Below are 26,067 nucleotides of genomic sequence, written 5' to 3'. Positions count from 1 at the left end.
GCGTTCACGGACGCGATCGTTCGCCGGCGAGCAGGTCGTTGGCGCTGCGGAGCACGAGCGGATCGGTGAACGCTGCCGGATCGACGTCGGCGCTGCTGGTGACATGGAACGTGGTCGTCTCGCCGGGGAGCAGGGTCACGAGCCCCTGGTCGACGGTGGCGACGGCATCCACGCGGTCGACGGCGAGGAACGCGTCGCGCAGGTACGAGCGGGCGGTCACGGCAACGCGGTATCCGTTCTCGGTGCGCACCGCGGATGCCTGCGCCGCTCCCGGGTCGAGGCGCTGATGCACCACCTCGGCCGCGTTCCATACGGCCCGCGGGAACCCGTCGACGACGGCGACCACGATCTCCGCTTGCGGGTCGCCGACCGCGGCCACCTCAGACGGCAGCCGGTACGTGACTGTGCCGCGCGATCCCACCCGGACCGGCAACGACTGTTCGGCGAGCACCGTGCCATTGAAGGCGAGACGGGCGACGCGGGCCGTGGTGTCGACGGCTTCCGCCGTGTCGTTGACCAGCACGAGCGCGAGGTACTCCTCCGGGTCGCCCAGTGCGGTCGGGTCGGTCTCGCGAGGGTCGATCGATCGCGGCTGGATGGTCGCCAGCCGCGGCGCGTAGGCGTCGCGCATCGCGTACCAGAGCGGCTTGCGGTGCTCGTCGAAGTCGACGGCGGCCCACGAGACCACCGGCCAGTCGTCGTTCAGCTGCCACAGGATCGTGCCGGTGTTGTACGGCGTCAGCGAGCGGAAGTGCTCGACTCCGAACCGGATCGCGTGCGCCTGGTTGAGCTGCGTAGCCCAGTGCCAGTCCTCGATCGTGGCCGGCTGCGGCAGGTGCGCCGCCATGCCGCGCTCCAGCTTGAGGTTGCCGTACTCCGCCTTCTGGTGCACGAGCATCTCGTGCCCGTACGGCTCCAGCGGCTCATCGTGCACGACGCGGGCGAGGGTGCTCCACGCCGGCGGGCCCTGGAACCCGAATTCGCTGACGAAACGGGGGCGATGCTCGCGGTAAGCGGCGTAGTCGCGCTGGTTCCAGACATCCCAGATGTGCATCGTGCCGTTACGGGGATCGTTCGGATGCGCATAGTCGACGAACGAGAACGGGCTCGCCGGCGAGTACGGCCGGGTCGGGTCGAGCTCGGCCAGGAGCCGGGGGAACAGCTCGCGGTAGTAGCCGTCGCCCCAGGCGCGTCCTGCCAGCTCCTTCCGCCAGCCCCACTCCACGTAGCCCCAGATGTTCTCGTTGTTGCCGTTCCAGATGGCGAGCGACGGATGCTGCGACAAGCGCACGATCTGCTCGCGCGCCTCGGCCTCCACCTCCTTCGCCAGCCACTCCTCCTCCGAGTACGCGGCGCAGGCGAACAGGAAGTCCTGCCACACCAGCAGGCCGAGTTCGTCGGCCAGTTCGTAGAAGTCGTCGGACTCGTAGATGCCGCCGCCCCAGATGCGGATCAGGTTGACATTGGCCTCGGCTGCGTCGGCCAGGCGGCGAGCGTAGCGGTCGCGCGTCATCTCCGTGAGGAATGCGTGGTCCGGGATCCAGTTGACGCCGCGCACGAGCACGTCCTCGCCGTTCACGCGCACGACGAACCGGTTGCCGTGCTCGTCGGGCGAGGTGTCGACCTCGACCGTGCGGAAGCCGACGCGGCCCTGCCAGGTCGCTGCGGGCATCCCCCGCACCGACACCGTCACGTCGTACAGCGGCTGTGCGCCGTGCCCGATCGGCCACCACAGTTCTGCGTCGGGAACGCGGACGACGACGGATGCCTGCGCCTCCCCCGCCGCGACGCTCGCCTCCGCCCGCACCGAACCGACCCGCACATCGAGGTCGATCGGCGCATCCTGCGTCACCCCGTCGCGTTCCACCTCGACGTGCACCGTGGCGACGCCGTCCGTGCCGTCGACGTCTACAAGGGGACGCACGGATGCGACGCGCGCCCCGCTCCAGGAGTCGATGCCGATGGGCTGCCAGATGCCGCTGGTCGCGACGTCGATACCCCAGTCCCACCCGAAGTTCGAGGCGGACTTGCGCAGCTGATTGAACGAGTGGTGCATGACCTTCGGCCAAGCGCCGTGCTCGGCGTCCCGTCGCTCCACCTCCGTGACCGGGGCGGCGAACGTGATCACGAGCTCGTTGGTACCGTCGCGCAGAAGCTCGCGCACGTCGAAGCGGTAGCTGCGGTGCTGGTTCTCGGTACGGCCGACCAGCCGGCCGTTCAACTCGATCGTGGCCACCGTGTCGAGACCGAACGCGACGAGGTCGTGACGTGCCGAGCCGTCATCCGTGTAGTCGAAGCTCGTCGCGTACCGCCAGACGGTGCTGCCGATCCACTGCTGTGCGGCTTCGTTGTCTCCGTCGAACGGGTCGGCGATGAGCCCGGCCCGAACCAGGTCGGTGTGCACGACGCCCGGCACGGTCGCGGGCACATTCCGCAGGTCGACATCGTCGGGAGTCGGCCCCTCCACCGCGGTGACAGTCCAGCCGTCGTGGATCGGAGTGAAGGTGCTGGGCGTGAAGGGCATGAGGTTCTTTCTGTGTTCGTGGTTCGTGCGCGCCGGAGGCGCGGTCGCGTCCATCGCGGGCCGTCCGGCGCCGGCGGACGGCCCGCCCGAGGGGACGGTGCGGATGAAGCGGGCCGAATCTGCTAGGGCGTGGCGCCGGCGAGCTCCTTGAGGCGGAGCTCCGGGTTCGGTGCCGCCGCGGCCAGCAGCTTCGTGTACTCGTGCTGCGGATTCAGGATGACGTCGTCCGCCGGTCCCCTCTCGACGATCTCGCCGCGGTACATCACGAGGATCTCGTCAGAGAAGTGCCGTGCCGTCGCCAGGTCGTGCGTGATGTAGAGCACGCCGAGGTTCTCTTCGCGCTGCAGCCCGGCGAGCAGGTTGAGCACGCCGAGCCGGATCGAGACGTCGAGCATCGAGACCGGCTCGTCGGCGATGAGCATGCTCGGCTCCGGTGCGAGGGCCCGAGCGATCGCGACCCTTTGCCGCTGCCCACCGGAGAGCTCGTGCGGATGCTTCGCCGCGAACTCGTCCGTCGGCGTCAGCCGCACCCGCTCCAGCAACCGCGCCACGCCGGCATCCACCTCGGCCCGCGTTCTCGCACGGCCGTGCAGCCGCAACGGACGCGCCAGATGATGGGCGACCGAGTGGTACGGGTTGAGCGACGCGAACGGGTCCTGGAACACCATCTGCACCTGGTTCCGGTAGGCGCGCAGCCCGCGGCCGCGGTGACTGACCGGCTTGCCGTCGAGCAGGATCTCGCCCGAGCTCGGATGCTCCAGCTGCAGAAGCAGCTTCGCGATCGTCGACTTGCCGCTTCCCGACTGGCCGACGAGCGCGACCGTCTTGCCCGACTCGAGCGTGAAGCTCACATCGTTCACGGCGATGAGCTCCTTCGAGCGCCATCCGCCGCGCACCTTGTATCGCTTGAACACGTTGCGGAACTCGAGAGTGCTCATCGATCGGCTCCTTCGGTCTCGGCCACGGCATGCTCCGCGGCTCCGGCATCCGCTTCCAGCCGCTCGTCGCGCACCCCGGTGCGGATGAAGTCGCCTCGCTCGCCGGTGAGGCTCGGAAAGGATGCCAGCAGCTGCCTCGTGTACGGGTGCTGCGGTTTCGTGTAGAGATCGTAGGCGTCGTCCAGCTCGACGATCTCGCCGGCCTTCATGACGGCGATGCGGTCGCTGATCTCCAACAGGAGCGGCAGGTCGTGCGTGATGAAGATGACAGCGAATCCGAGCTCGGACCGCAGCCTGGTGATCTCGTTCAGGATCTCCCGCTGCACCACCACGTCGAGCGCTGTGGTCGGCTCGTCCATGATCATCACCTGCGGGTCGAGCGCCATCGCCATGGCGATCATCACGCGCTGCCGCATGCCGCCGGAGAGCTCGTGCGCGTACGACCGCAACCGATCGCGGCCGACGCCGACCCGCTCGAGCAGGTCGCCGCAGAGCTGCACGCGCTCCTTCTTCTTCATCTCCGGACGGTGCGCCGTGAAGATGTCCTCGAGCTGATCCTGGATGCTGATGACCGGGTTGAGCGAGTTCATCGCCCCCTGGAACACCATGGAGATCTTGTCCCACCGGAACGCCCTCAGATCCGCGCCGCCCAGCGACGCGAGATCGACCGAGTACCCCTCGCGGGAGTGGAACGTCGCGGATCCCGAGGTGATGAGCGCAGGAGGCTTCAGCAGGCGCGTCACCCCGTAGGCGAGCGTCGACTTGCCGCATCCGGACTCGCCGGCCAGCCCCAGCACCTCGCCTCGCCCGAGCGTGAGCGACACGTTCTTCACCGCGTGCGTGGTGCGCGCGCCCAGGTAGTCGACGCTGAAGTCGTCGATCGTCAGCACCGGGTCGGCCACGTTGCGTGGCGGACGGATGCTCGTGGCCGCGCTCACTTGTTGTCCTCCTTCTCGAGGCGCTTGATCTGCGCTGCGGTCAGGCCCCACGCCTTGCGGGCGGCCCTGGTCTGGTTGCGCAGCTTCGGGTTGATGATCTCGTCGATCGAGAAGTTGATCAGCGAGAGCGCGCAGCCGAAGAGGGCGATCACGAGGCCGGGCGGAACGAACCACCACCAGGCGCCCTGGGTGAGGGCCAGGTCGTTGTACGCCCGGTAGAGGATGGTCCCGAGCGTGAACGTGTTGTTCGCGCCCAGGCCCAGGAACGACAGTCCGGCCTCGCCGAGGATGGCGAAGATGATGGCGAACACGAACTGCGACGCCATGACCGGGATGAGGTTGGGCAGGATCTCCACGACCAGGACGCGCCACGTCTTCTCCCCCGAGACTCGCGATGCGGCGACGTAGTCCCGGTTGCGGAGCGAGAGCGTGACGGCCCTGAGGACGCGGGCAGATCCTGCCCAGCTTGTGATCGCCAGAACGATGGCGATGAGGAAGAGACCGCGCTGGTTCTGCGGAACGTAGTTGCCGATCACAATGACCAGCGGGAGGCCGGGGATGACGAGGATCACGTTGGTGAACAGCGCGAATCCCTCGTCGACCGCGCCGCCGATGTAGGCGCCGAGGATGCCGAAGAACGCGGACAGAACGGTTGCGAGCACGCCGACGGTGAAGCCGATCACGAGCGAGCCGCGGGTGCCGTACGCGATCTGCGTCCAGACATCCTGGCCGGTCTGTGTCGTGCCGAGCCAGTGCTGCAGTCCGGGCGGGGCGAACGCGTTGGTACTGATCGCATTGGGATCGCCGACGAAGAGCGGCCCGAAGATGCCCCAGAGAATGAGGACACCGGCGATGATCAGCCCGACGACGAGCTTCGGTGAGCGAGAGGGCAGCAGCTGCGCGATGCTGCGCTTGACGCCGACGGCTGCCGGCGCGACGTCGGTCGCCGCGAGGGTGGATGCCATGAGTCGCCTCCTAGGACCGCGCGCGGGTGCGCGGGTCGATGAGTCCGTACAGCACGTCGACCACGAGGTTCGCGGCGAGTACCGAGAGTGAGATCACGAGGAACACGCCCTGCATGAGCGCGTAATCGTCGTTCGCCACGGCCGTGAAGAGCAGTTGGCCGATGCCGGGGTAACTGAAGACCTGCTCGGTCACGATCGACCCGGAGACGACGAATCCGAGCGAGATGGCGAAGCCGGAGAGCGAGGGCAGCACCGCGTTGCGTGCCGCGTACGTCATGCGCACCCGCCGGGGGTTGAGGCCCTTCGCCTCGGCCGTGACTATGTAGTCCTCGGAGAGCGTGGAGACCATCATGTTGCGCATGCCGAGCATCCAGCCGCCGATCGACGAGACGACGATGGTGAGCGCCGGGAGGAATCCGTAGTAGATGGCGCTGCCGATGAAGTCGAGGCTGAGCCCGGGCGTTGTGGTGGCCACGTTGTATCCGCCCGCGTACGGGAACAGCGGGACAACCCTGGTCAGCACCAGTACCAGGATGAGCGCGAGCCAGAAGTAGGGCACGGCCTGGAACATCGTGGTGACCGGGATGAGGTTGTCGAGCCACGATCCACGCTTCCAGCCGGCGAGCATGCCGAGGCCGACCCCGAGGATGAAGGAGATCACCGTGGCAAGGCCGACGAGCGCGATCGTCCAGGGAAGTGCCTGACCGATGACCGTCGTGACCTTTTCGGGGTAGTTGGTGAGCGATACTCCGAGGTCGCCGTGCAACAGGTTGACGATGTAGTCGCCGTACTGCTGCAGCAGGCTGCCGCCGCCTCCGCCGAGCTCGACCTCGAGAGCGTGCCGTGTGCCGGCCGTGACCGGCTGACCGGCCGCGCCCATCTTGGCGATCATGATGTCGACCGGGTTACCGGGCATCATGCGAGGAATGAGGAAGTTGAGCGTCACCGCCGCCCAGAGGGCGACGACGTAGAACGCGACCTTCTGCAGGTAGAACCGCATCTCTTTCTGCTTTCTGCGTGACCGTGGGGCGGCCGGGTGCTCGCAGGCATCCGCCCGCCCCACGATCCGTTATCGCGTCGTGACTACTTCACCGGGCGGATCGTCTTGAGCACGATGCCGACACCCCAGTTGCCGCCCCACGGAAGCGGGAACGCGTACTGGTCGTTCTGCGACGGCCAGCCCGTCGCGCGCGAGTTGTTGTACTCGGCGAGCGCCGAGTTCACATAGACGGGCACGTACGGCATGTCCTTGACGATCTGATCCTGGATCGTCTTGTACGCGGCCTGCTTCACGGACTCCTGGTTGGTCGTCGCCAGCTGCTTGATCGCAGCATCGACGGATGGGTTGGAGTAGCGCGAGGTGTTCGTGGAAGGTGCCGGGTCTCCGACCTTCGCCGTCGCCGATGTCGCGAGGTAGGCGCTGTACTGGTAGTACGGGTCGGACGAGACACCCATGTTGACCGAGTTCATCGACATCTGGAACTTGCCGGTCGACTCAGCCTGAGTCCACGCGTTCTGCGCCATCTGGTTGACGGAGAGCTTGATGCCGGCGGCCTTGAACTGACCCTGCAGCAACTGGCAGATGGTGTCGTAGTCGGTCCAGCCTGAGACCACGTTGATCGACAGGTCGAGCTCCTGGCCGTCCTTGGCGTAGTAGCCGTTCGACCCGAGCTTCCAGCCCGCCGCCTCGAGGATGCTCTTCGCCTTCGAGACGTTCGCGGTCTGCGGCACCTCCATGTAGTCGGGGCTGGTGATCTGCGACTTGTTCACCGTGTTCAGCAGCAGCGACGGGGATGCCGGCGCGCTGAAGCCCGCCGCGGCCTGCTTGTCGAGCTGCGTGCGGTCCATTGCGTAGTACATGGCCTGTCGAACGGCGACGTCGGTCTGCGGTCCGGTGCAGCCGAGTGAGGCGTTCTCGCAGGTGAACAGCGCGGTGGTCGCCTGCGGCGAGTTGGAGTAGCTGAGGTCCTTGTGCTTGGCCATGATGCTCTTCAGCGTCGGCAGGAAGGCGCCCATGTAGTCGGTCTGGCCGGCCTCGAGGGCGGAGGTGGCGGCATCCGCGTTCGCCAGCGAGATGTAGCGCACCTGGTCGACCTTCGGTGCCTCGGCGCCCTTGCCCCAGTAGTTCGGGTTCTTCTCGAGCACGAAGCTCTGCGGGGTGAAGCTCTTGAGCATGTACGGGCCTGTGCCGACCGGGCTCGTGTTCGTCACCTTGGTCGGGTCGGAGATCTTCGACCAGATGCTCTGCGGCACGATCGGCTCGTTGCCGAGAATCTGTGGCTCGAGCGTGAACGCCGTGGACGGGAAGGTGATGACGACGGTGTCGTCCGCGGTCTTCTTGGCGACCCACTTGACGCCAGACGTGTTCAACCCCGGATTGTTGGAGATGAGGTTGAGAGAGTAGACGACGTCATCGGCGGACTCCGGCTTGCCGTTCGACCACTTGACGCCCTGGCGCACCTTCACGGTGAGCTGGGTGCCGTCGCTGTTCCAGCTGTACGACGTTCCGAGCAAGGGCACCGGCTTACCGGCGCGTGCCTTGTTGTAGTAGAAGAGCGGCTCGTAGATCACGCCGTTCGTGGGCTGCAGGTAAGCGCCCGTGTTGTTGAGCGGGTTGAAGTTCTCGGTGAAGTTGCCCACCTGACCGCTGAACAGAGTCACCGTGCTGGTTCCGGAGGAACCGTTCGATGAGGCATTCGCCGAGCATCCGGAGAGTGCCAGCGTGGCCGCTGCCGCGACCGCGACGAGCGCGACGCCGAAGCGACGCCGTGTGCTGCGTGGAGACATCCTTGTCCTTTCGTTGACCGGTCTGCGGTGCAAGGTGTTCACCGCTGTCGCCTCGAAGGTGCGCTTCGTTGCGATAGTGTCTTTCTTAGGTCACTTTATAAAGCGTGTCAAGTTAGAATTCCGCTGCGAGATCGACCAGAGTGAAGATCGGCACGGAACGAGCGCGAGGAGGCGTAGGTGGTCAGACAGCGTGTCTCGCTCGCGGGCGGAACCAGCAGGGGGCTCGTTCTCGATCTCATCCGCACGCTCGGGCCCATCAGTCGCGTCGAACTAGCCGAGACGACAGGGCTCACGCAGGCGACGATGTCGACCGTGGTGCGTCAGCTGCTCGGCGAAGGACTCGTCATCGAGACCGGTCGCGGCGAGTCCACAGGCGGCAAGCCCCCCGTGATGCTCGACGTGAATCCGGATGCCCGCTTCGCCGTGGGCGTGCAGCTTGGCCGGGAGTCGATCACCTACGTCGTGATCAACCTCTCCGGCGCCATCGTCGGCCGCACGCGTACCGCGGGCATCGGATCGACCGAGCCGTCGGAGATGGTGCAGCGGCTGGCAGCAGAGGTGGACCGCACGCTCGACGGGCTCGGCATCGAGAAGGCCTCCGTCGTCGGCGTCGGCGTGGTGGCGCCGGGACCTCTGGATGTCGGCAGGGGCATGATCCTGCACTCTCCGCACCTGTCGGCATGGCTCGACGTGCCCATTCGCTCGATGCTGTCGGACGCCGTCGGGCTGCCGGTGATCCTTGACAACGACGCCACCGCCGCGGCGATCGGAGACTTCTGGAGCGGCAAGCTCGACGACGCCGTCGCGCACGCGACGGTATACATGGGCACAGGGATCGGAGCGGGGGTACTCATCGACGGCATTGTGTTCCGTGGCTCGAGCTCCAACGCCGGTGAACTGGGACAGGTGGTGGTCACGGGCGTCGACGGGCAGTCCGCCTACCTCGAGGAGATCGCAGACCCCGGCGCCGTCGTGCGGCGTGCGCATGCCACCGGTGAGGCCGCCCGGCTCGGGCTGCCCGACGACGACGACTTCGCCGGGTTCCGAGCCATCGCCACCGCGGCCGCCAGGGGCGACATCGGCGCCACCGCACTCATCGAGGATTCCGCGGAGCTCCTCGCGTCCGGCGTTCTCACTCTGGCGAACCTGTTCGACCTCGACTCCGTATCACTGGCCGGTCCGGCGTTCGCTGTCGCCGGGCCGACCTATGTGCGGGCGATCTCGCGACGACTCGAACGCGACTTCTTCGTGCGCACTCAGCACGGCATCCGAGTGCGGCTTTCGACGGATGTCTCGGACGCCGCCGCCGTGGGAGGCGCCGCGCTCGTGCTGCAGACGGAGCTCGCACCGCGCACCATGGGGTTGTCCGCGGTCTCGGGGTGAGCATCCGCCTCCAAGGCTCAAGACGGATAATGGCCGGGCATCCAACGTTTCGTTCGCCCCCACGGAGCCACCCACGCCTGACGTACTGACGTTCCTCACCACGTTCTCGTTCAACCCGTACGCGCTCGGGGTGATCGTCGTCACCGGCGTGCTCTACGGGCTCGGCATCCTCTACGCGCATCGCAACGGCGTGAAGTGGCCGGCGTGGCCGACGCTCGCGTTCTATGTGCTCGGGCTGGGCTCGTACGCCTGGCTGGAGTTCGGGTTCCTCGGCACTTGGAGCGTCGACCTGCGCTGGGCGTTCACGACACGGGTGGCGTTCCTGCTGTTCGTGGTGCCGGGGCTGCTGGCACTCGGCCGTCCGGTCTCGCTGGCCCGCGCCGCCATGTCGGGGCTCTCGGCACGGGCGCTGGAGCGCGTCCTGAGCTCGTGGCCGATCCGGCTCATGGGCAACGCGATCTTCGCACCGGTCGTCGCGCTGATCGGCTTCTGCCTGTTCCTCACTCCCTTCGCGGCGTCGCTCCGCCTCGATCCGGGCTGGGAGGCCGCGATCACGATCGGCGTTCCGCTGGTCGGGCTGCTCATGGTTCTGCCCGTGACCGACAGCGGCCTCTTGCGCACAAGCCTGTTCATCACCGCAGAGTTCCTGCTCGCCTTCGTGGAGCTGGTGATGGATGCCATCCCGGGCATCCTGCTGCGCCTCAATGAGACCGTGCTCGACCATGCCCCCGCGATCACGGGCGCGCTGCCTGGGTGGTTCCCCAATCCGCTGCACGATCAGCATCTGTCGGGGGACTTCCTGTGGTTCATCGCCGAGATCGCGGACATCCCGGTGCTCATCGTGCTGTTCGTGCGGTGGATGCACACCGACAAGCGCGAGGCCAAGCAGATGGACGAGCTCACCGACGAGCAGATGGAACAGCTCACGCAGGAGCACCTGAAGCGCTTCCAACAGCGGTAGGCCGGCGGCCCGAGCCCGCCTGGCCCCACAGCTCGCCCCGGCCCCGCCGGGCCACAGCCCGCTCCGGCCCGCCTAGCCACAGCCCGCCCCGGCGCCAGGCCACAGCCCACCCCGACCCCGCCAGGCCACAGCCCACCCCGGCCCCGCCGGGCCACAGCCCGCCCCGCCTGGCCGTCTCCCGAAAACAGGCAGGAATGCGCCTTCCTCGCCGGAACAGGCATGAATTGCCTGTTCCTACGTGATCTGCCTGTCATGAACGCCCTCGCGCTCGAGCCTCCCGCCGAGCGTCAGGTACGAAAGGGCGTCCTGCCGCCAGGATGTCTGCAACCACCGCGATGCATCCATCGAGGTCGTCCATGATCTGGTCGTGGCCGAACCTGTGCGACCGCATGCCCATACGTACGGCCGCGGCGTCCCGAGCTCGATCTTTCGCGCGCTGCGCTCTGGTCGAATGAAATGCATCGCCGTCCGTCTCGACGATCAGCCATCCATTGACGACATGGTCCACCCGGCCCATACCGGGGATCGCCACCTGGATTTGCACGTGCCATCCCTGGCCGGTCGCGCCAACTCGGAAGATCGACTCGATGCCGGACTCGCTGCGGCGATCGACGAGCGCGCGTACGAATCGGAGCCGACCTGGCAGCCGGGCGCAGAGCGCATCCAGCTCACGCGCGGACAGCACGCCGATGTGCAACGCGCTGTCAATTGAAGCGATCAAGTGCACAGCGGTCACCCGGGTTGCCAGAACAACGAGCGCGTCGACCACGCCCATCCGCCATCGGATTCCCTCGGGCCACACGAAGGTGCTTGGATGCACGCGGTACTCGCCCTCACGAAGCTCCGGCAACCGACTGGCCGTCCGTGGCGCAGCGATGCAGAGTCCGGTCTCGTGCGAGACCCACACTCCCATGCTGCGCAGCGCACTCTCGCCGCCGAGAATTCCACCAAGCTCGACGGCACGGACCGCGTCCGAAGGCGCCTCCTCCGTGGCGAGCCAGGAACGCCGAACTATCCTCGCCGCGCCAGATTCGATGAACACCCGGATCTCGTGATCGGTGCAGCCGTACCGCATCAGTTGGGCACGCGTGGCGAGCCCGTCGAATCGAGCGAGAGCTTTGGCGACTCGGGCATCCATGTGTTCAGCGTGTCAACCACTCTTCGGTCAGCCCAGGCGTGAGCGGCTGACTGGGGAAAACCGGGCCAGAGAAGCGGTTGTGGACGGCGACCGTCAACAGGCAGCTCTCGCCGGAACAGGCAACTCTTGCCTGTTCCCGCGAGGTAGGCGCTTTCCTGCCTGTTTTCGCGCGGACGCGGGGATGCGGGGGCGGGGCCGGATGCTTGCCGGGGCGGGCGGGCCAGCCGGTCGGGCCAGCCGGGCGGGGCTACTTCACCAGGGGGAAGAGGATGGTCTCGCGGATGCCCAGGCCGGTCAGCGCCATCAGCAGGCGGTCGATGCCCATGCCCATGCCGCCGGTGGGGGGCATGCCGAACTCGAGGGCGCGCAGGAACTCCTCGTCCAGCCGCATCGCCTCGTCGTCGCCCTGCGCCGCGAGCCTGGCCTGCTCGACGAATCGTTCGCGCTGCACGACGGGGTCGACGAGCTCGGAGTATCCGGTGGCGAGCTCGAAGCCTCGGATGTAGAGATCCCACTTCTCCACGACGCCCGGCTTGGAGCGGTGCGCGCGCACGAGCGGCGAGGTGTCGACCGGGAAGTCGCGCACGAAGGTCGGCCGCTCCAGGCCCCCCTTCACGAAGTGCTCCCACAACTCCTCGATGTACTTGCCGTGGATCGGATGCTTCACCTCGAGCTCGAGCAGCTCCGCGAGAGCCGCCAGCTCGTTCAGGGGCGTTTCGGGAGTGATGTCGGTGCCGCCGGTCCACGGCACGCGACCGGATGCGACGGCCTCGGTGAGGGCATCCGTGAGGCTCTCGTACATAGAGACCGAGTCCCACTCGCCGCCCAGGTCGTACTCGGTGCCATCGGCCCATGTGACGACGTGGCCGCCGCTGGTCGCCCACGCGGCATCCTGGATCAGCGTCTGCGTCAGCTCGGCCATCGTGTTGTAGTCGCCATACGCCTGGTACGCCTCGAGCATCGCGAACTCGGGCGAGTGCGTGGAATCGGCGCCCTCGTTGCGGAAGTTGCGGTTGATCTCGAAGACCCGGTCGATGCCACCCACCACGGCCCGCTTCAGGAACAGCTCGGGCGCGATGCGCAGAAACAACTCCGTGTCGAACGCGTTCGAGTGCGTGACGAACGGACGAGCGGATGCCCCGCCGTGCATCGTCTGCAGCATCGGCGTCTCCACCTCGGTGAAGCCGCGCGAGGCGAACGTGGCCCGCAGCGACGCGACAGCCTTCGCCCGGTTCACGACGTTCGTGCGAGCCTGCTCACGGGCGATGAGGTCGAGGTACCTGCTGCGCATGCGGGTCTCCTCGGAGAGCTCGTTGTGCAGATTCGGCAGGGGCAGGATCGCCTTGGCCGCGATCGCCCACTCGTCGACCATGACGGAGAGCTCGCCGCGCCGCGACGAGATGACCTCGCCGTGCACGAACACGTGGTCGCCGAGGTCGACGAGCTCCTTCCAGCGGGCGAGCGACTCCTCGCCGACGGATGCCAGTGACACCATCGCCTGGATGCGCGATCCATCGCCCGACTGCAGCACGGCGAAACAGAGCTTGCCGGTGTTGCGCAGGTGCACCACCCGGCCTGCGATGCCGACGAACTCGCCGGTGGTGGCATCCGCCGGCAGTTCGCCGTACTTCTCGCGAAGCTCAGGGATGGTGGCCGTGATCGGCACGCCGACCGGATAGGCGCCGCCCGCGGCATCCGCCTCGGCGATCAGCCGCTCCCGCTTGGCGAGCCGCACGGCCTTCTGCTCGCTGATCTCGTCAGCGGTCAAGTCGGCTGTCAGTTCAGCACCGGGCTGGTCGGTCGCCATGGGTCCTCTTCGTGTGTGCGGGTGCGGTTTCGATCCTGCGGCAAGCTCAGGACGGGCCTGACTCAATCGGTGGTGGGGCTCTGGCCCTCGGCCGCTACGGGACCGAAGGCCTTGGTGCGGTTTCGACGGACGGGCTCGCCGGCGCGAGCACGATGCCTGCGTTGTCGATCAGCCGCGTTCCATCCACTTGCGCTGCGATCAGCGCGAGGGCTGGGCCGCGGTATCGTTCGTCGACGGAACGGAACGTCTGCGGGTCGACGATGGCCAGGTAGTCCAGCTTAACCGCCGCGGATGCCTGGGCGCGCGCGCGTCCCGCCTCGAGCGCCACGGCGGCACCCTGCGACGCGGCGGCGGCGACCTCGCCGAGCGCCGCGGAGAGCGTGACCGCTTCGCGTCTCGCCGTCTCGCTCAGGTAGCGGTTGCGGCTGGAGAGGGCGAGGCCGTCCGGCTCGCGCACAGTAGGGACGGCCTCGATGGTGACCGGGAGGTTCAGGTCGGTGACCATGCGGCGCACGAGGAATGCCTGCTGCGCGTCCTTCTGTCCGAACATCGCGGCATCCGGTTGCACCGAGTTCAGCAGCTTCGCCACGACCGTGAGCATGCCGTCGAAGTGGCCCGGCCGGGACGCCCCCTCGAACAGCGTGGCCACCTCGCCGCCCGTGATCCGCGTCTGCGTCGGGCCGTCCGGATACATCTCGTCGACCCCTGGGGCGAACACGACGAGGCGACGCGGCGCGCCCTCCGCAGAGAACCCGTCGTCAGGGATGCCCGCGGCCACCGCAGCAAGTGCGTCGAGGTCGGCGTCCCAGGTGCGCGGATAGCGGTCGAAGTCCTCGTTCGGACCGAACTGCAGCGGGTTCACGAAGATCGAGACGACGACGAGGTCGGCGAGCTCGCACGCACGGCGCACCAGAGCGAGGTGGCCGTCGTGCAGGGCTCCCATCGTGGGCGCGAGGGCGACGCGGGCGCCGTGGGCTCGGGCATCCTTCACAATGCTGCGGATGCCCGCGATCGTCGTCGCGACCGGGGGCCGGTTCTGACGAAGGTCACCGGAGCTCCGGGAGCTTTCGTGCGAACGAGCACGCAGGTCGGGCATGGACTGATCAGACATAGGTCTCCGTCAGTTCGTGGGATGGTCGGGATCGTACGGGTCGGGCGGCTCGGGAAACGGAGACGAGGCCTCCAGCAGCCCGGGCATGTCGAGCGCATCGAGTTCGGTGGGAGCACCGGCGCGGCGCAGCGCCTCGTCGACGGATGAGCGCACCAGCGACGACAGGAACGCGCCGGCGTTCTCGATGCCGGCCTTGGTCAGGATTCCGGATGCCTGCTCCACGATCGAGCGCGAGAACGTGGTGGCGGTGGCGATCGCCTCCGCGTAGGCGGGGCGGTTCTCCTCTTCGACGATCACCGGTTCGCCGCCCATCTCGACGACGAGTGCCTGCCCGATGGGCTGCACAGGGCCGGGCGCGGTGACCGCGAAGTAGCTCTCGGCGAGCCGGGCAAGATCGAGGCTCGTTCCGCTGAACACCATCGCGGGATGGATGGCGAGCGGGATCGCGCCGCGCTGCAACGCCGGCGTCAGCACGCCCGTGCCGTGCTCCGGCGAGGTGTGCACGACGAGTTGCCCGGCCTGCCAGGTGCCGGCGAGCGCGAGCCCGTTGACCAGCTCCGGCAGCTCCGCGCCCGGCACGGCCAGCAGTACGAGCTCGGACCTTTCGATGAGATCCGGGATGCTCAACACGGGCACCCCGGGAAGCAGCGCCTCCGCCCGCTCCCGGTTGCGATCGCTCGCCGTCGCAATGCCCACGACGGCGTGGCCGGCACCGGCCAGCGCCGCACCGAGCACCGGACCCACGTGGCCGGCACCCACGATTCCGACGCCCAGGCGCCCCGATCGTGCGGGCATCAGGACTCTCCTCGCTCGTCGGGGCGATGAGGCGTCTCGGCGTCCGCCCAGGCGATCGCCCCGGCGCTGACCAGGGCGAAGAGTTCCTCGGCGGCACGGGTATCCATCACCGGAACCTTCGCGTGCACGGGTCCGTCGATGAGGTGGACGTCGGCGGAGGATAGGTCAAGGATGCGCCGCGCGGGTCCCTGCTCCACCTCAACGCTCTGCATGCGCGCCAGCGGAACGAACACGATGCGCCTCCATACGGCTCCGTGCCGCAGCACGATGACGCCGTCCGCGATCGTGTAGCCGGTCTTGCGCCACGAGAACGGGCGCAGCCAAGCACCTCGGCGCGGTGCCGACGAGAACACGGACTGGTCGGCGTGGGCGTCCATGCCGGCGTGCGCGATGGCATCCCTCAGCGTGTCGTTCATTCCGGGCAGCAGGAGCGGCAGCACGCGCTGCACATCGCGGATGCTCCCCACCGGCAGGGTCGTGGTGCGCGCCTCCCCCGCCGAGTTCTTGCCGCGGGTGTGACCGGCGGTGTTCATGCGCATCTGCCACCAGCCGAACGGACGCCAGGCCAGCGGCTGCACCAGCTCGACGGCGTGGATGCGACGCGGCGGAATGGTCTCGCTGCTCGTGGTGAGCAGGCCGAAGCCGATGCGCACGCCCTGGTCACTGCCGGCGATGTTGTAGCGCAGCGCCTTGCTGAACCGGCGGATGAACAGGCCACCGAGGCTCAGCACCATGGGGAAGATGACGATGATCAGCCAGAGGCGTCCCGTCGATGCACCGGCGATCATTGCGATCAGCACGGCGAACATGACCAGAGTGGGCACGCTCAGCAGCAGCGAACCGGCGAGCCTGCCCGGGTGCATTCGCACGATGGATGCCTGTGGCGCGGCATCCGGGTCGAGGTCGGCGGGCGAGACGAATTCGTCGACCCGGTCGGAAAGGATGCCCAGTGTCGACGACTGCCGCTGGGCGGGCGCCCCGCCCGGCACGGCGGCTTGCCCGACTTCCGCTTGATCGGATGCCCGCACTCCCGACGCGAGCCGCAGGATCTCGCGCCGTAGCGTCTCGGTCACCTTCGACGGCAGGTAGCTCAGATACAGGTTCGCGTCGTGGCCCGCGACGACGATCTCGAGCTTCGCAGCACCGAAGATGCGCGCGAACACCGGACGCTGCACGTTGATGCCCTGGATGCGGTCGAGCCGCGCCTTGCGCTCCTGCCTGCGAAGGATGCCGCTGCGCAGCTCCACCGCCTGGTGCGTCACCCGGAAGGTCTGCACCCGCCACGACAGCGCGAAGACACCGACGCACGCGGCGATGACCACGACCGCGATGCCGATCGCGGGCCACACGAAGTTGTGCCGAACGATCGCGTCGATCGGGTCTCCGGAGGGGTAGTCCGGTGTTCCGAGGAAGAGGTTGATGATGCGCTCGCGCAGGTTGGCGATGATGATGCCTGCGACGAAGACGATGGCGATCCCGCCGCGCAGCAGCGGCGTCGCCTTGTGCATCCGGTGCCATTCGCCGTCGGCGAGACCCGTCGCCTCCGTGTACGCCTGGCTCACGGTGCGAGTCACAGACCGGACCTGCGCGACTCGGCGAGCTCGACGAGCCGGTCGCGCAGCCAGGCGGCATCCGAGTCGACCAGGCCTGGGATCGACACCCGGCTGGATGCCGCAGCCGTCACGAACCGGAGTTCGGCGAGCCCGAGCATCCGATCGATCGGGCCGCGCTCGATGTCGAGCAGCTGCATGCGTCCGTACGGCACCGCGACGAACCGCTGGAACATGATGCCGCGCCTGATCAGCAGGTCGTCGTCGCGCAGGAAGTAGCGGATCGCACGCGCCCGACGAGGCGCGATGATGAGCTGCACGATGGTGATGACGGCGATGATCACCAACGCGATCCACGCCCACCACCAGTGCAGCACGAGCCAGGCGAACACCGCGATGGCCGCCGCGACGATTCCGCCGATCAGCGACCCGACGATCACGACCACGACGTACTTCGACGAGACCCGCCGCCACTGCGCCTTGTCGAGCGCAGCGGCGTCCAGTCGTTGCGACACAGTGGCTCCTCGTTCCGGCGGTCGGGTTGTCGACCCCACGCGGCTCCGATCGCCGTCGGCGATCGTGCAGTCCATGCTAACGACCACACGCCTTCGCGGGGGCGCCAGCAGTCTCTTGTCAACATTGCCCAAAGAATGCCCGGAACGGATGTTCAAACCCTCGGCTCGTCCGACGGCAACTGCCCGCTTAGGGTGGGGAGCGTTCCCCTGATCCTCAGCGGGAAGCGCTCCCCGCCTTCGCGGGGAGCAACCCCCTCGTTCGATGCAAGGAGACCCACGTGTCCTCAGCAACCTCGGCCCCACGCCTCGTCCCCACGCTCGCCGATCGTGTGGTGCCACGCGGCGCCGTCGCGAACGCGCTCCTGATCGTCGCCGGCACCGCGATCGTGGCGATCTCGGCGCAGATCTCCGTGCCGCTGTGGCCCGTCCCGGTCACGGGTCAGACCCTGGCCGTTCTGCTCGTGGGCGCGAGCCTGGGCGCGTGGCGGGGCGCTGCATCCCTGGGCCTCTACATGCTGCTGGGCATGGCGGGCCTGCCCATCTTCGCCGACTTCACGGGCGGGCCGGCATCGGTGCTTCTGCCGAGTTTCGGCTTCATCATCGGGTTCATCCCCGCTGCCGCGCTGATCGGATGGCTGTCCGAACGCGCCTGGGATCGTCGCCCGGTGCTCGCCGCCGCCGGCTTCTTCGCGGCGAGCCTCGTGCCGTTCCTGTTCGGCCTGCCCTACCTCGCGGTGGTGCTCGCGAACCTCGGACTTCCGCACAGCTTCGCCGCTGTCATGGCCGCCGGGTTCACACCGTTCATCGTGGGCGGCATCGTCAAGTGGGCGATCGCCGCGGCGCTGCTGCCGTTCGCGTGGATGCTGGTGCGCCGCATCGACCGCCGCAACTGACGCTCATCCCCGCCTCGACATGACATCCGGCTGAAACCATGCTGGTTCGGCATGGTTTCAGCCGGAGAGCGCGGACCCTCGTGTCGGGGAGGGCGTGCGATTCAGGCCTGCGCGATGCGGATCATGTTGCCGCTGGGGTCGCGCACCGCGGCATCCCGAACGCCCCAGAACTGGTCGGTCGGTTCCTGCAGCACCTCGACGCCCGGCGCTCCGGCGAGCTTGTCGAAGGTGGCTGCAAGATCATCGGTGCGCAGCTGCAGCATCTGCAGCTCGCCCTTGGCGAGAAGGGCGGCGACCGCGTCGCCGTTCTCTTGCGAACGGCCGGCGTGCGGCTGTTCGAGCACGATCTCGATCTCCGGCTGGCTCGCAGTGGTGAGGGTGATCCACGTGAACCCGCCGTTCTCGACGGTGTTCTTGACGGTCATTCCGAGAATGTCACGGTAGAAGGGAAGGGCTGCCTGCGGGTCATCGACCAGCACGTGCACGCCGCTGATGGCTACTGTCATGGCCTCAACGCTAGGCGGATGCCTGCGCCGAGGCTTCTCCGAAACTGCTCTCCTCGAGGTGCGCGCGTCCGTCGGCCCGCCGCGGCCTGGTCAGCACCATGGTCTGGCACGAGGCGAACGCGTCCAGCTCGTCGTGGCTGCGTACGCGGTACGCGGACGGCGTCTCCCCGACCAGCTCGGTGAAGCGCGACGAGAAGGAGCCGAGGCTCGTACATCCGACAGCGAAGCAGACATCCGTCACGCTGAGATCGCCGCGACGCAGCAGTGCCTTCGCACGCTCGATGCGACGCGTCATGAGGTAGGAGTACGGCGTCTCGGAGTACTCGTCGCGGAACCGCCGGCTGAAGTGCGCGGGCGACATGAGGGCCGTCGCCGCGAGTGCCGGCACGTCGAGCGGCTGCGCGAATTCGCGGTCCATGCGGTCGCGCGCCTTGCGCAGCCGCCGCAGCTCGTCCAGGTCGATTCCCACGACTCCAGTGTGCCGCAGTAGACCGCGCCTCTAAACGGGGGCGTGCTCGGCGTGCTCCGCCTTCTCGTCCTTGGGCGGCGGAAGCGTGCAGAAGTACTCGGCGATGAGTCCGCCGACCAGCAGGATGATCGCGCTCACCGCGGCCACGACGCTGAGCCAGACGGAGTCCGACGTGGGCGGCACCGGCCGCGTCAGCACGTAGACGACGACGCCGATCCCGGTGCCGGTGAGCAGGCCACCGACGAGGCTGCACGCCTTGGCGAGCACGGCGATGCGCATCGCCCGGAACGGGTCGACGTGCACCTTCACCTTGCTGCGCACCGCCCTGCGGATCGGGATCGCCAGCAGCACCACGATCACGCCGATCGCGACGAGGGTGATCGACAACGAGATCGGCGGAATGAGCATGGCCGCTCCCGCCGCGACGAGCGCGATCTCGAGAAGGTAGCCGATGCCGACGCCGATCAGGCCGAGCGCGATCAGCGCGGCGGGTCCGGTGCGCCTCACGATGCGCCTCCGTCCGCGACGCCACCCGCGGGACTCGCGGATGCCCGCAGCTCGGCGAGCAGAACATCCACCCGTCCGAGTCCAGGCAGCTCGGCATCGGGGTCGACGTCGAGCCAGGGCGCGAGCACGAACTCCCGCTCGGATGCCCGCGGGTGCGGCAGCGTCAGCCGCTCGTCGTTCACCTGTCTTCCGCCCATCGCGATGAGGTCGAGGTCGAGCGTGCGGTCGCCCCAGCGCTCCACGCGTACGCGGCCGTGGGCATCCTCGACCCGGTGCAGTTCGTCGAGCAGCGCGTGCGGGTCGAGCGCCGTCGAGACGAGCGCCACACCGTTGAGGTAGCGCTGCGCGTGCGCATCGACGCCGTCCAGGCGAACCGCGGCGGTCTCGAGGAAGGGAGAGACGGCATCCAGCCGCACGCCCGGCGTCTGTGCGAGGTCATCGAGCGCGGCCCGGATGGTCGCCTCCCGGTCGCCCAGGTTGCTGCCGAATGCGATCACCGCGGGCTCCAGCGGGCGCATCCGCTGCGGCTTCGCGATCACGACAACGCTCCCTCTGCCGTGCCGGCAGAGCCGGCCGAACGGACCGCATCCGCCGGGCCAGCAGCATCCGCCCATGCGCGGTCGCGCACCACCGTGACGGCGACATCTGCGAACGGCACCGCGATCGGCGCGTTCGGCTTGTGCACGGTGACCTCGGTGCGCTGCACCGGGAACGACAGCACGACCCGTGCGACGCGCTCCGCGACGGTCTCGATGAGGTCCACCGGATCCGATGCCACCGACGCTGCCACGGCCTCCGCCAGCTCGCCGTAGTGCACGGTGGCGGCGAGTTCATCGCCGCGCGCAGCAGGTCCGAGATCGAGCCAGGCGATCACGTCGATCACGAACTCCTGGCCCTCGGCGCGCTCGAAGTCGAAGACGCCGTGATGGGCGCGCACCCGGATGCCGGTCAGTGTGATGCGGTCGCTCATGACCCCATCCTCCCGCCATCCGAAGACGGTGCGGCCTCGTCGCCGGGCTCGTCACCCGCCCAGGAGCGCACCACGTCGAGCGCGATGCGGGTGGAGACCACGTCGTGCACCCGCACGCCCCACACGCCGTCGCGCGCGGCCAGTGCGGCGATGACGGCGCTGGGCAGGTCGCGGTCCTGTGGAGTCGCGCCCTCCCACATCAGGTCGGCCAGGAAGCGCTTGCGGGATGCCCCGAGCAGCACGGGCAGTCCGGCGGACTCGAACTCCCGAAGGTGACGCAGCACATCCCAGTTGTGCTCCGAGTTCTTGGCGAATCCCAGGCCCGGATCGACGATGATGCGCTGTGCCGCAACGCCCTGTGCCTCCAGAACGTCCACGCGACGGAACAGCTCCTCGCGGATCTCGCGCGCGGCATGCGTGTAGGTGGCGAGGTCGTTCATGCTGCGGCTGTGACCGCGCCAGTGCATCACCACATAGTCGACTCCGCGTTCGGCCACGAACGGGCCCATCGCCGGGTCGGCCAGGCCGCCGGAGACGTCGTTCACGATCTGCGCTCCGGCATCCACCGCCGCCGTGGCCGTCTCGCTGTTCATGGTGTCGATGCTGACGCGGATGCCCCGCCCGGCCAGCTCGCGCACCACCGGCAGCACCCGCCCCAGCTCGGCCGGAACGGGCACCCGTTCGGCGCCGGGACGCGTGGACTCCCCGCCAACGTCGACGATGTCGGCGCCCTGCTCGGCGAGCTCCACACCATGCGCGATGGCGGCATCCGTCGACGCCCAGCGGCCGCCATCGCTGAAGGAATCCGGCGTGACATTGAGCACGCCCATGATGCGCGTCACGCGACTCCCCGGCCGATCAACGCGATGAGTTCGGCACGCACGACGGGATCGCTCAGCTCGCCACGGCTCGCGATGGTCACGGTGGAGGCGTTCACCTGCCTGGCGCCCCGTGTCGTGACGCAGGCGTGGGTCGCATCCAGCACGACGAGCACGCCGCGCGGGTCGAGGCCCTCCACGAACGTGTCGGCGATCTCCTCGGTCAGTCGCTCCTGCAGTTGAGGGCGTGCAGCGAGGATCTCGACCACCTTCGGCAGCCGTCCGAGGCCGACAACACGATCCCTCGGCAGGTAGGCGAGGTGGGCGACGCCCATGAACGGCAGCAGGTGGTGCTCGCACATCGAACGGAAGCGGATGTCCCGCAGCAGCACGGTCTCCGCGTCGCTGTCCCCGAGCGGTACCGTCTCGCGGAGAGGCTCGATCGGGTCGAGCGCAAGACCGCCGAAGTACTCCTGGTAGGAGTCCGCGACCCGTGACGGCGTCTGCTTCAGACCCGGGCGGGTGACATCCTCACCGATGGCGGCGAGTAGTTCGACCACGGCCGCTTCGATCCGTTCACGGTCGATGCCCATCGCGCCTCTCTCGGAACGGGTCGTGGTGGAAGAACGTCGTGGTCGAGCGTGCGCGGGCCCCCACTGACGTGAGGGCCCTGCACGCTACGCCGTCGCCGGGCGCGGCTTGATCTGACGCGAACGCTTCGGCTTGCCCGGGGTGGAGTCGACGTCGCCGTCCACCACGCCCGGGTCGATCGGAGCGGTCTCGGGCTCGGGGAACGCGATCGGCGGGATGTTCGGGGAGACGCGGTTGTCGGCCGACACCCACTCCGGACGCTCCGGCAGCTTCTTCACGTTCTTGAAGATCTCGGCGATCTGGTGGTGGTCGAGCGTCTCCTTCTCGAGCAGCTCGCGCGCCAGGTGGTCGAGGATGTCGCGGTTGTCGTTGATGACCTGCCACGCCTCGTCGTGCGCCTTCTCGATCAGCGCGCGCACCTCGGCATCCACCCGCTCGGCGATGCGCTCCGAGTAGTCGCGCTGGTGGCCCATGTCGCGACCGAGGAACATCTCACCTGACGACTGGCCGAGCTTCACGGAACCGATGTCGGCACTCATGCCGTACTCGGTGACCATCTTGCGGGCGATCCCGGTCGCCTTCTCGATGTCGTTGGATGCACCCGTGGTCGGGTCCTTGAACACGGTTTCCTCAGCGACACGGCCGCCCATGGCGTACGCGAGCTGGTCGAGCAGCTCGTTGCGGGTCACCGAGTATTTGTCTTCGAGCGGGAGAACCATCGTGTAACCGAGGGCGCGACCGCGCGGCAGGATCGTGATCTTCGTCACCGGGTCGGTGTGCCGCATCGCGGCCGCCGCGAGCGCGTGGCCGCCCTCGTGGTACGCGGTGATCAGCTTCTCCTGGTCCTTCATGATCCGGGTGCGGCGCTGCGGACCGGCGATCACGCGATCGATTGCCTCATCAAGCGCGCGGTTGTCGATCAACTGCGCGTTCGACCGCGCGGTGAGCAGTGCAGCCTCGTTGAGCACGTTGGCCAGGTCGGCACCTGTGAAGCCCGGTGTCTTGCGGGCGACGACCTCGAGGTCGACTCCGGATGCCAGCGGCTTGCCTCGTCCGTGCACCTCGAGGATCTTCTTGCGGCCCAGAAGGTCGGGCGCATCCACGCCGATCTGACGGTCGAAGCGGCCGGGACGCAGCAGTGCCGGGTCGAGAATGTCTGGCCGGTTCGTCGCCGCGATCAGGATGACGTTGGTCTTGACGTCGAAGCCGTCCATCTCCACAAGCAGCTGATTCAGCGTCTGCTCGCGCTCGTCGTGCCCGCCGCCGAGACCGGCACCACGGTGGCGGCCGACTGCGTCGATCTCATCGACGAAGATGATGGCCGGCGCGTTCTGCTTGGCCTGGTCGAACAGGTCGCGCACACGGCTTGCGCCGACGCCGACGAACATCTCGACGAAGTCGGAACCCGAGATGGAGTAGAACGGCACGCCCGCCTCGCCGGCGACGGCGCGTGCGAGCAGCGTCTTGCCCGTTCCGGGAGGGCCGTACAGCAGCACGCCCTTGGGGATGCGTGCGCCCACCGCCTGGAACTTGGCCGGCTCCTTGAGGAAGTCCTTGATCTCCTGCAGCTCTTCGATCGCCTCGTCGCTGCCGGCGACGTCGTCGAACGTGACCTTCGGGCTCTCCTTCGAGACCAGTTTCGCGCGCGACTTGCCGAACTGCATGACCTTGTTGCCGCCGCCTTGCATGCCGGAGAGCATGAGCCAGAAGAACGCTCCGATGAGCACGACCGGCAGCAGGATGCTCAATGCCGACAGCCACCAGCTGGGCTGCGGGACCTGGTCGTTGTAGCCCTTCGGCAGATCGGCGTTGTCCACCGCGTTCACCACCGCTGCACCACGCGGAGCCACGTAGTAGAACTGCACGGCGGTGCCGTTGTTGCCGTCCGCCTTCTTCAACGTCATGTCCACGCGCTGATCGGTGTCCACGATCGTCGCCTCGCTGACCTTGCCGTCCTTGAGCAACTCGAGGCCGTGCTCGGTGCTGACGGACTTGTAACCGTTCATCGTGATCAGGCTCGAACCGATCCACACGATGATGACCGCGAGCACGATCCACAGAATGGGGCCACGGAAGATCTTCTTGAGGTTCATGGTGCTGTCAGGGTACCGCCACCGCGCTGAGGGCCGTCTGCGTGTTCGCCGACGGCGTTCGCAGTGTTTCATTTGTGCGCCGGTCCCCGCCCGGCGCACCGCAGTTGGCCTTTCGCGTGGTTGCGTTTGTTTCGCCGGCGAAGCCGCCGAAACGTGGAGCGTCTTGCGTTGCGGCCGACCGAATCCGCCTTACTCGTAGACGTGCGGGGCGAGGATGCCGACCGAGCGCAGGTTGCGGTAGCGCTCCGCGAAGTCGAGCCCGTACCCCACCACGAAGTCGTTCGGGATGTCGAATCCCACGTACTTGACGTCTACCGCGACCTTGGCGGCATCCGGCTTGCGCAGCAGCGCGCAGATCTCGACGGATGCCGGCCCACGCGACATCAGGTTCTCGCGCAGCCAGGAGAGGGTCACGCCGGAGTCGATGATGTCCTCGACGATGAGCACGTGCCGATCGGCGAGCTCCGAGTCGAGGTCTTTCAGGATGCGCACGACACCGCTCGACTTCGTGCTCGCGCCGTACGAGCTCACGGCCATCCAGTCCATGTTGATCGGGATGCTGAGCGCCCGAGCCAGGTCGGCCATCACCATCACGGCGCCCTTCAGCACGCCGACCAGGAGCACATCCTTGCCCGCGTAGTCCGTGTCGATCTGCGCCGCCAGCTCGTTCAGGCGCTCGTGGATCTGCTCCTCGGTCACGAGCACGGTCGTGAGGTCGCCCTCGATGTCTTCTGGCAGCATGCAGACCATCCTCGCATCATGGCGGAGGGTCAGTGGTCGTGCGGCAGCACCTCCGTCGACCCCGTCGTGGAGAACACGATGTGGCCGCCGGAGCGAGCGGCACGGATGCCCCCCGGAAGATCCAGCGGCTTCTGACCGCGCCAGTCGGTCACCAGTCGCGCGACGGCGAGAACGTGCACACGCTCCAGTGCGACGCCGAACTCGCTGTGCACGACGAACCGGAGGATGCGGTTGCGCACAGCCGTCGGGTTCGCCTCGAGTGCCCGCACCGACACCGCGATGCCGGCTTCGGCCGGCTCGCAGATGTCTTCGATGACCTCCTCGATCATCTCGTCGAACGCTTCGGCGTCTTCCCGCAGTTGCTCGGCCGTGCGTGCGAGCGCCTCCGCGACACCGGGACCCAGTTCGCGTTCGAGCACCGGCAGCACGTCGCGCCTCACGCGCACGCGCGTATAAGAGGGGTCGAGGTTGTGCGGGTCGTCCCACGGCGTGAGCCCCGCATCGAGGCACGCCTGCCGCGTCGCCTCGCGGCGGATTCCTAGCAACGGGCGAAGCACGGTTCCGGATGCCGGCGCCATCCCTTGCAGGCTCGCTGCCCCCGAACCGCGTGCCAGCCCGAGCAGCACGGTCTCCGCCTGATCGTCGAGCGTGTGCGCGAGCAGCACGTGCGAGGCATCCGTCTCCCCCAGCGCCTCGGCGAACGCTTCGTGTCGCGCCTCGCGTGCTGCGGCTTCCGGTCCGCCCGTCGTTCCCACCTCCACGCGCTTCACGAGCACAGGGTCGAGCCCGAGGGCCAGCGCCTGCTCGCGTGCGCGGTCGGCGGTCTCGGCCGAGGCATCCTGCAGCCCGTGATCCACGACGACGGCGCCCACCCGGATGCCCGCACGCGGCCCCTCGAACGCCGCTCCCGCCGCCAGCGCGAGCGAGTCGGCGCCGCCGGAAAGACCTACGAGCACGAGCCCGCCGGGCTGCACCGTGGATGCCAGGGCCTCCCGCACCGCGCGGCGCACGTCGGCGATGGGCGGGGTGAGGCGCGGGCGGCGGGTTTCGGTCACGCCTCCACGCTA

General features: G+C 68.1%; 25 protein-coding genes. 3 read left to right on the top strand and 22 right to left on the bottom strand.

The window, feature by feature from the left end; all coding sequences use genetic code 11:
* Positions 1-4: 4 nt before the first annotated feature.
* The 6 genes from ACYVI5_RS07855 to ACYVI5_RS07830 all read right to left on the bottom strand — a co-directional run bounded on the left by ACYVI5_RS07855 (position 5) and on the right by ACYVI5_RS07830 (position 8,152).
* Positions 5-2,524 carry a glycoside hydrolase family 2 protein gene (locus ACYVI5_RS07855; protein WP_460579719.1) on the bottom strand — a complete coding sequence of 840 codons (2,520 nt, stop codon included), beginning with the start codon at positions 2,522-2,524 and terminating at the stop codon, positions 5-7.
* Between the two features lie 122 nt (positions 2,525-2,646).
* Positions 2,647-3,462, bottom strand: coding sequence for an ABC transporter ATP-binding protein (locus tag ACYVI5_RS07850; protein ID WP_460579718.1), 816 nt, complete (start codon positions 3,460-3,462; stop codon positions 2,647-2,649).
* Positions 3,459-4,364: an ABC transporter ATP-binding protein gene (locus ACYVI5_RS07845; RefSeq protein ID WP_460579741.1), complete on the bottom strand. Its 906-nt coding sequence runs from the start codon at positions 4,362-4,364 to the stop codon at positions 3,459-3,461. The genes ACYVI5_RS07850 and ACYVI5_RS07845 overlap by 4 nt, the downstream gene beginning before the upstream one ends.
* A gap of 32 nt (positions 4,365-4,396) precedes the next feature.
* Positions 4,397-5,365: an ABC transporter permease gene (locus tag ACYVI5_RS07840; RefSeq protein WP_460579717.1), complete on the bottom strand. Its 969-nt coding sequence runs from the start codon at positions 5,363-5,365 to the stop codon at positions 4,397-4,399.
* A 10-nt stretch (positions 5,366-5,375) separates the two neighbouring features.
* Positions 5,376-6,365, bottom strand: a complete 990-nt coding sequence (locus tag ACYVI5_RS07835) for an ABC transporter permease (RefSeq protein WP_460579716.1) — start codon at positions 6,363-6,365, stop codon at positions 5,376-5,378.
* A gap of 83 nt (positions 6,366-6,448) precedes the next feature.
* Positions 6,449-8,152: an ABC transporter substrate-binding protein gene (locus ACYVI5_RS07830; protein WP_460579715.1), complete on the bottom strand. Its 1,704-nt coding sequence runs from the start codon at positions 8,150-8,152 to the stop codon at positions 6,449-6,451.
* A 177-nt stretch (positions 8,153-8,329) separates the two neighbouring features.
* Here ACYVI5_RS07830 and ACYVI5_RS07825 point away from each other — a divergent pair, with 177 nt between their 5' ends.
* Positions 8,330-9,535 carry an ROK family transcriptional regulator gene (locus ACYVI5_RS07825; protein ID WP_460579714.1) on the top strand — a complete coding sequence of 402 codons (1,206 nt, stop codon included), beginning with the start codon at positions 8,330-8,332 and terminating at the stop codon, positions 9,533-9,535.
* A gap of 130 nt (positions 9,536-9,665) precedes the next feature.
* On the top strand, positions 9,666-10,496 hold the full coding sequence (locus tag ACYVI5_RS07820) for a cytochrome c oxidase assembly protein (protein WP_460579713.1): 831 nt from the start codon (positions 9,666-9,668) through the stop codon (positions 10,494-10,496).
* A gap of 250 nt (positions 10,497-10,746) precedes the next feature.
* On the opposite strand, the gene ACYVI5_RS07815 is transcribed toward ACYVI5_RS07820, so the two are convergent.
* From ACYVI5_RS07815 to ACYVI5_RS07790, 6 genes are all read right to left on the bottom strand, one after another.
* Positions 10,747-11,634, bottom strand: a complete 888-nt coding sequence (locus tag ACYVI5_RS07815; protein ID WP_460579712.1) for a hypothetical protein — start codon at positions 11,632-11,634, stop codon at positions 10,747-10,749.
* A 247-nt stretch (positions 11,635-11,881) separates the two neighbouring features.
* Positions 11,882-13,441 (bottom strand): lysine--tRNA ligase, encoded by a 1,560-nt coding sequence (gene lysS / locus ACYVI5_RS07810; protein ID WP_460533356.1) that lies wholly within the window; start codon positions 13,439-13,441, stop codon positions 11,882-11,884.
* Between the two features lie 94 nt (positions 13,442-13,535).
* Complete coding sequence (gene panC / locus ACYVI5_RS07805) at positions 13,536-14,552, bottom strand: 4-phosphopantoate--beta-alanine ligase (RefSeq protein ID WP_460579711.1); 1,017 nt, start codon at positions 14,550-14,552, stop codon at positions 13,536-13,538.
* A gap of 9 nt (positions 14,553-14,561) precedes the next feature.
* The gene (locus tag ACYVI5_RS07800) at positions 14,562-15,347 is read right to left on the bottom strand and encodes a Rossmann-like and DUF2520 domain-containing protein (protein ID WP_460579710.1); all 786 of its coding nucleotides are present in this window, start codon (positions 15,345-15,347) and stop codon (positions 14,562-14,564) included.
* Positions 15,347-16,921, bottom strand: coding sequence for a PH domain-containing protein (locus ACYVI5_RS07795; protein ID WP_460579709.1), 1,575 nt, complete (start codon positions 16,919-16,921; stop codon positions 15,347-15,349). The genes ACYVI5_RS07800 and ACYVI5_RS07795 overlap by 1 nt, the downstream gene beginning before the upstream one ends.
* Complete coding sequence (locus ACYVI5_RS07790; protein WP_460579708.1) at positions 16,918-17,412, bottom strand: PH domain-containing protein; 495 nt, start codon at positions 17,410-17,412, stop codon at positions 16,918-16,920. Before ACYVI5_RS07790 ends, ACYVI5_RS07795 begins: the two co-directional genes overlap by 4 nt.
* 278 nt (positions 17,413-17,690) lie before the next feature.
* Here ACYVI5_RS07790 and ACYVI5_RS07785 point away from each other — a divergent pair, with 278 nt between their 5' ends.
* The gene (locus tag ACYVI5_RS07785) at positions 17,691-18,305 is read left to right on the top strand and encodes a biotin transporter BioY (protein ID WP_460579707.1); all 615 of its coding nucleotides are present in this window, start codon (positions 17,691-17,693) and stop codon (positions 18,303-18,305) included.
* A 101-nt stretch (positions 18,306-18,406) separates the two neighbouring features.
* On the opposite strand, the gene ACYVI5_RS07780 is transcribed toward ACYVI5_RS07785, so the two are convergent.
* The 10 genes from ACYVI5_RS07780 to tilS form a co-directional block, all read right to left on the bottom strand.
* Positions 18,407-18,811 carry a VOC family protein gene (locus ACYVI5_RS07780; protein WP_460579706.1) on the bottom strand — a complete coding sequence of 135 codons (405 nt, stop codon included), beginning with the start codon at positions 18,809-18,811 and terminating at the stop codon, positions 18,407-18,409.
* 10 nt (positions 18,812-18,821) lie between these two features.
* Positions 18,822-19,229: a helix-turn-helix transcriptional regulator gene (locus ACYVI5_RS07775; protein WP_460579740.1), complete on the bottom strand. Its 408-nt coding sequence runs from the start codon at positions 19,227-19,229 to the stop codon at positions 18,822-18,824.
* 81 nt (positions 19,230-19,310) lie between these two features.
* Positions 19,311-19,787: a DUF3180 domain-containing protein gene (locus ACYVI5_RS07770; RefSeq protein WP_460533377.1), complete on the bottom strand. Its 477-nt coding sequence runs from the start codon at positions 19,785-19,787 to the stop codon at positions 19,311-19,313.
* Positions 19,784-20,326, bottom strand: coding sequence for a 2-amino-4-hydroxy-6-hydroxymethyldihydropteridine diphosphokinase (folK, locus tag ACYVI5_RS07765; RefSeq protein WP_460579705.1), 543 nt, complete (start codon positions 20,324-20,326; stop codon positions 19,784-19,786). Before folK ends, ACYVI5_RS07770 begins: the two co-directional genes overlap by 4 nt.
* A complete protein-coding gene (gene folB, locus ACYVI5_RS07760; protein ID WP_460533380.1) occupies positions 20,323-20,757 on the bottom strand; it encodes a dihydroneopterin aldolase in 435 nt (144 codons plus the stop codon). The genes folK and folB overlap by 4 nt, the downstream gene beginning before the upstream one ends.
* A complete protein-coding gene (folP, locus tag ACYVI5_RS07755; protein WP_460579704.1) occupies positions 20,754-21,599 on the bottom strand; it encodes a dihydropteroate synthase in 846 nt (281 codons plus the stop codon). The genes folB and folP overlap by 4 nt, the downstream gene beginning before the upstream one ends.
* The gene (gene folE, locus ACYVI5_RS07750; RefSeq protein ID WP_460533386.1) at positions 21,596-22,168 is read right to left on the bottom strand and encodes a GTP cyclohydrolase I; all 573 of its coding nucleotides are present in this window, start codon (positions 22,166-22,168) and stop codon (positions 21,596-21,598) included. The genes folP and folE overlap by 4 nt, the downstream gene beginning before the upstream one ends.
* An 84-nt stretch (positions 22,169-22,252) precedes the next feature.
* Positions 22,253-24,259: an ATP-dependent metallopeptidase FtsH/Yme1/Tma family protein gene (ftsH, locus tag ACYVI5_RS07745; RefSeq protein WP_460533389.1), complete on the bottom strand. Its 2,007-nt coding sequence runs from the start codon at positions 24,257-24,259 to the stop codon at positions 22,253-22,255.
* A gap of 189 nt (positions 24,260-24,448) precedes the next feature.
* Positions 24,449-25,000, bottom strand: coding sequence for a phosphoribosyltransferase (gene hpt, locus ACYVI5_RS07740; RefSeq protein WP_460579703.1), 552 nt, complete (start codon positions 24,998-25,000; stop codon positions 24,449-24,451).
* Between the two features lie 29 nt (positions 25,001-25,029).
* Positions 25,030-26,055 carry a tRNA lysidine(34) synthetase gene (tilS, locus tag ACYVI5_RS07735; RefSeq protein WP_460579702.1) on the bottom strand — a complete coding sequence of 342 codons (1,026 nt, stop codon included), beginning with the start codon at positions 26,053-26,055 and terminating at the stop codon, positions 25,030-25,032.
* Positions 26,056-26,067: the final 12 nt, after the last annotated feature.

This window comes from Humibacter ginsengisoli (assembly GCF_054780095.1).
Note: the sequence above shows the minus strand (reverse complement) of the source record. Positions and strands in the feature narration are given on the sequence as shown.

Excerpts from the sequence above, each read along its gene's own strand:
- folE (WP_460533386.1), bottom strand. The coding sequence starts at position 22,168 with ATGGGCATCGACCGTGAACGGATCGAAGCGGCCGTGGTCGAACTACTC.
- ACYVI5_RS07855 (WP_460579719.1), bottom strand. The coding sequence starts at position 2,524 with ATGCCCTTCACGCCCAGCACCTTCACTCCGATCCACGACGGCTGGACT.
- lysS (WP_460533356.1), bottom strand. The coding sequence starts at position 13,441 with ATGGCGACCGACCAGCCCGGTGCTGAACTGACAGCCGACTTGACCGCT.
- ACYVI5_RS07830 (WP_460579715.1), bottom strand. The coding sequence starts at position 8,152 with ATGTCTCCACGCAGCACACGGCGTCGCTTCGGCGTCGCGCTCGTCGCG.
- panC (WP_460579711.1), bottom strand. The coding sequence starts at position 14,552 with ATGTCTGATCAGTCCATGCCCGACCTGCGTGCTCGTTCGCACGAAAGC.
- ACYVI5_RS07815 (WP_460579712.1), bottom strand. The coding sequence starts at position 11,634 with ATGGATGCCCGAGTCGCCAAAGCTCTCGCTCGATTCGACGGGCTCGCC.
- folB (WP_460533380.1), bottom strand. The coding sequence starts at position 20,757 with ATGAGCGACCGCATCACACTGACCGGCATCCGGGTGCGCGCCCATCAC.
- ACYVI5_RS07775 (WP_460579740.1), bottom strand. The coding sequence starts at position 19,229 with ATGGACCGCGAATTCGCGCAGCCGCTCGACGTGCCGGCACTCGCGGCG.
- ACYVI5_RS07780 (WP_460579706.1), bottom strand. The coding sequence starts at position 18,811 with ATGACAGTAGCCATCAGCGGCGTGCACGTGCTGGTCGATGACCCGCAG.
- hpt (WP_460579703.1), bottom strand. The coding sequence starts at position 25,000 with ATGCTGCCAGAAGACATCGAGGGCGACCTCACGACCGTGCTCGTGACC.
- ftsH (WP_460533389.1), bottom strand. The coding sequence starts at position 24,259 with ATGAACCTCAAGAAGATCTTCCGTGGCCCCATTCTGTGGATCGTGCTC.
- ACYVI5_RS07835 (WP_460579716.1), bottom strand. The coding sequence starts at position 6,365 with ATGCGGTTCTACCTGCAGAAGGTCGCGTTCTACGTCGTCGCCCTCTGG.
- ACYVI5_RS07800 (WP_460579710.1), bottom strand. The coding sequence starts at position 15,347 with ATGCCCGCACGATCGGGGCGCCTGGGCGTCGGAATCGTGGGTGCCGGC.
- ACYVI5_RS07840 (WP_460579717.1), bottom strand. The coding sequence starts at position 5,365 with ATGGCATCCACCCTCGCGGCGACCGACGTCGCGCCGGCAGCCGTCGGC.
- ACYVI5_RS07850 (WP_460579718.1), bottom strand. The coding sequence starts at position 3,462 with ATGAGCACTCTCGAGTTCCGCAACGTGTTCAAGCGATACAAGGTGCGC.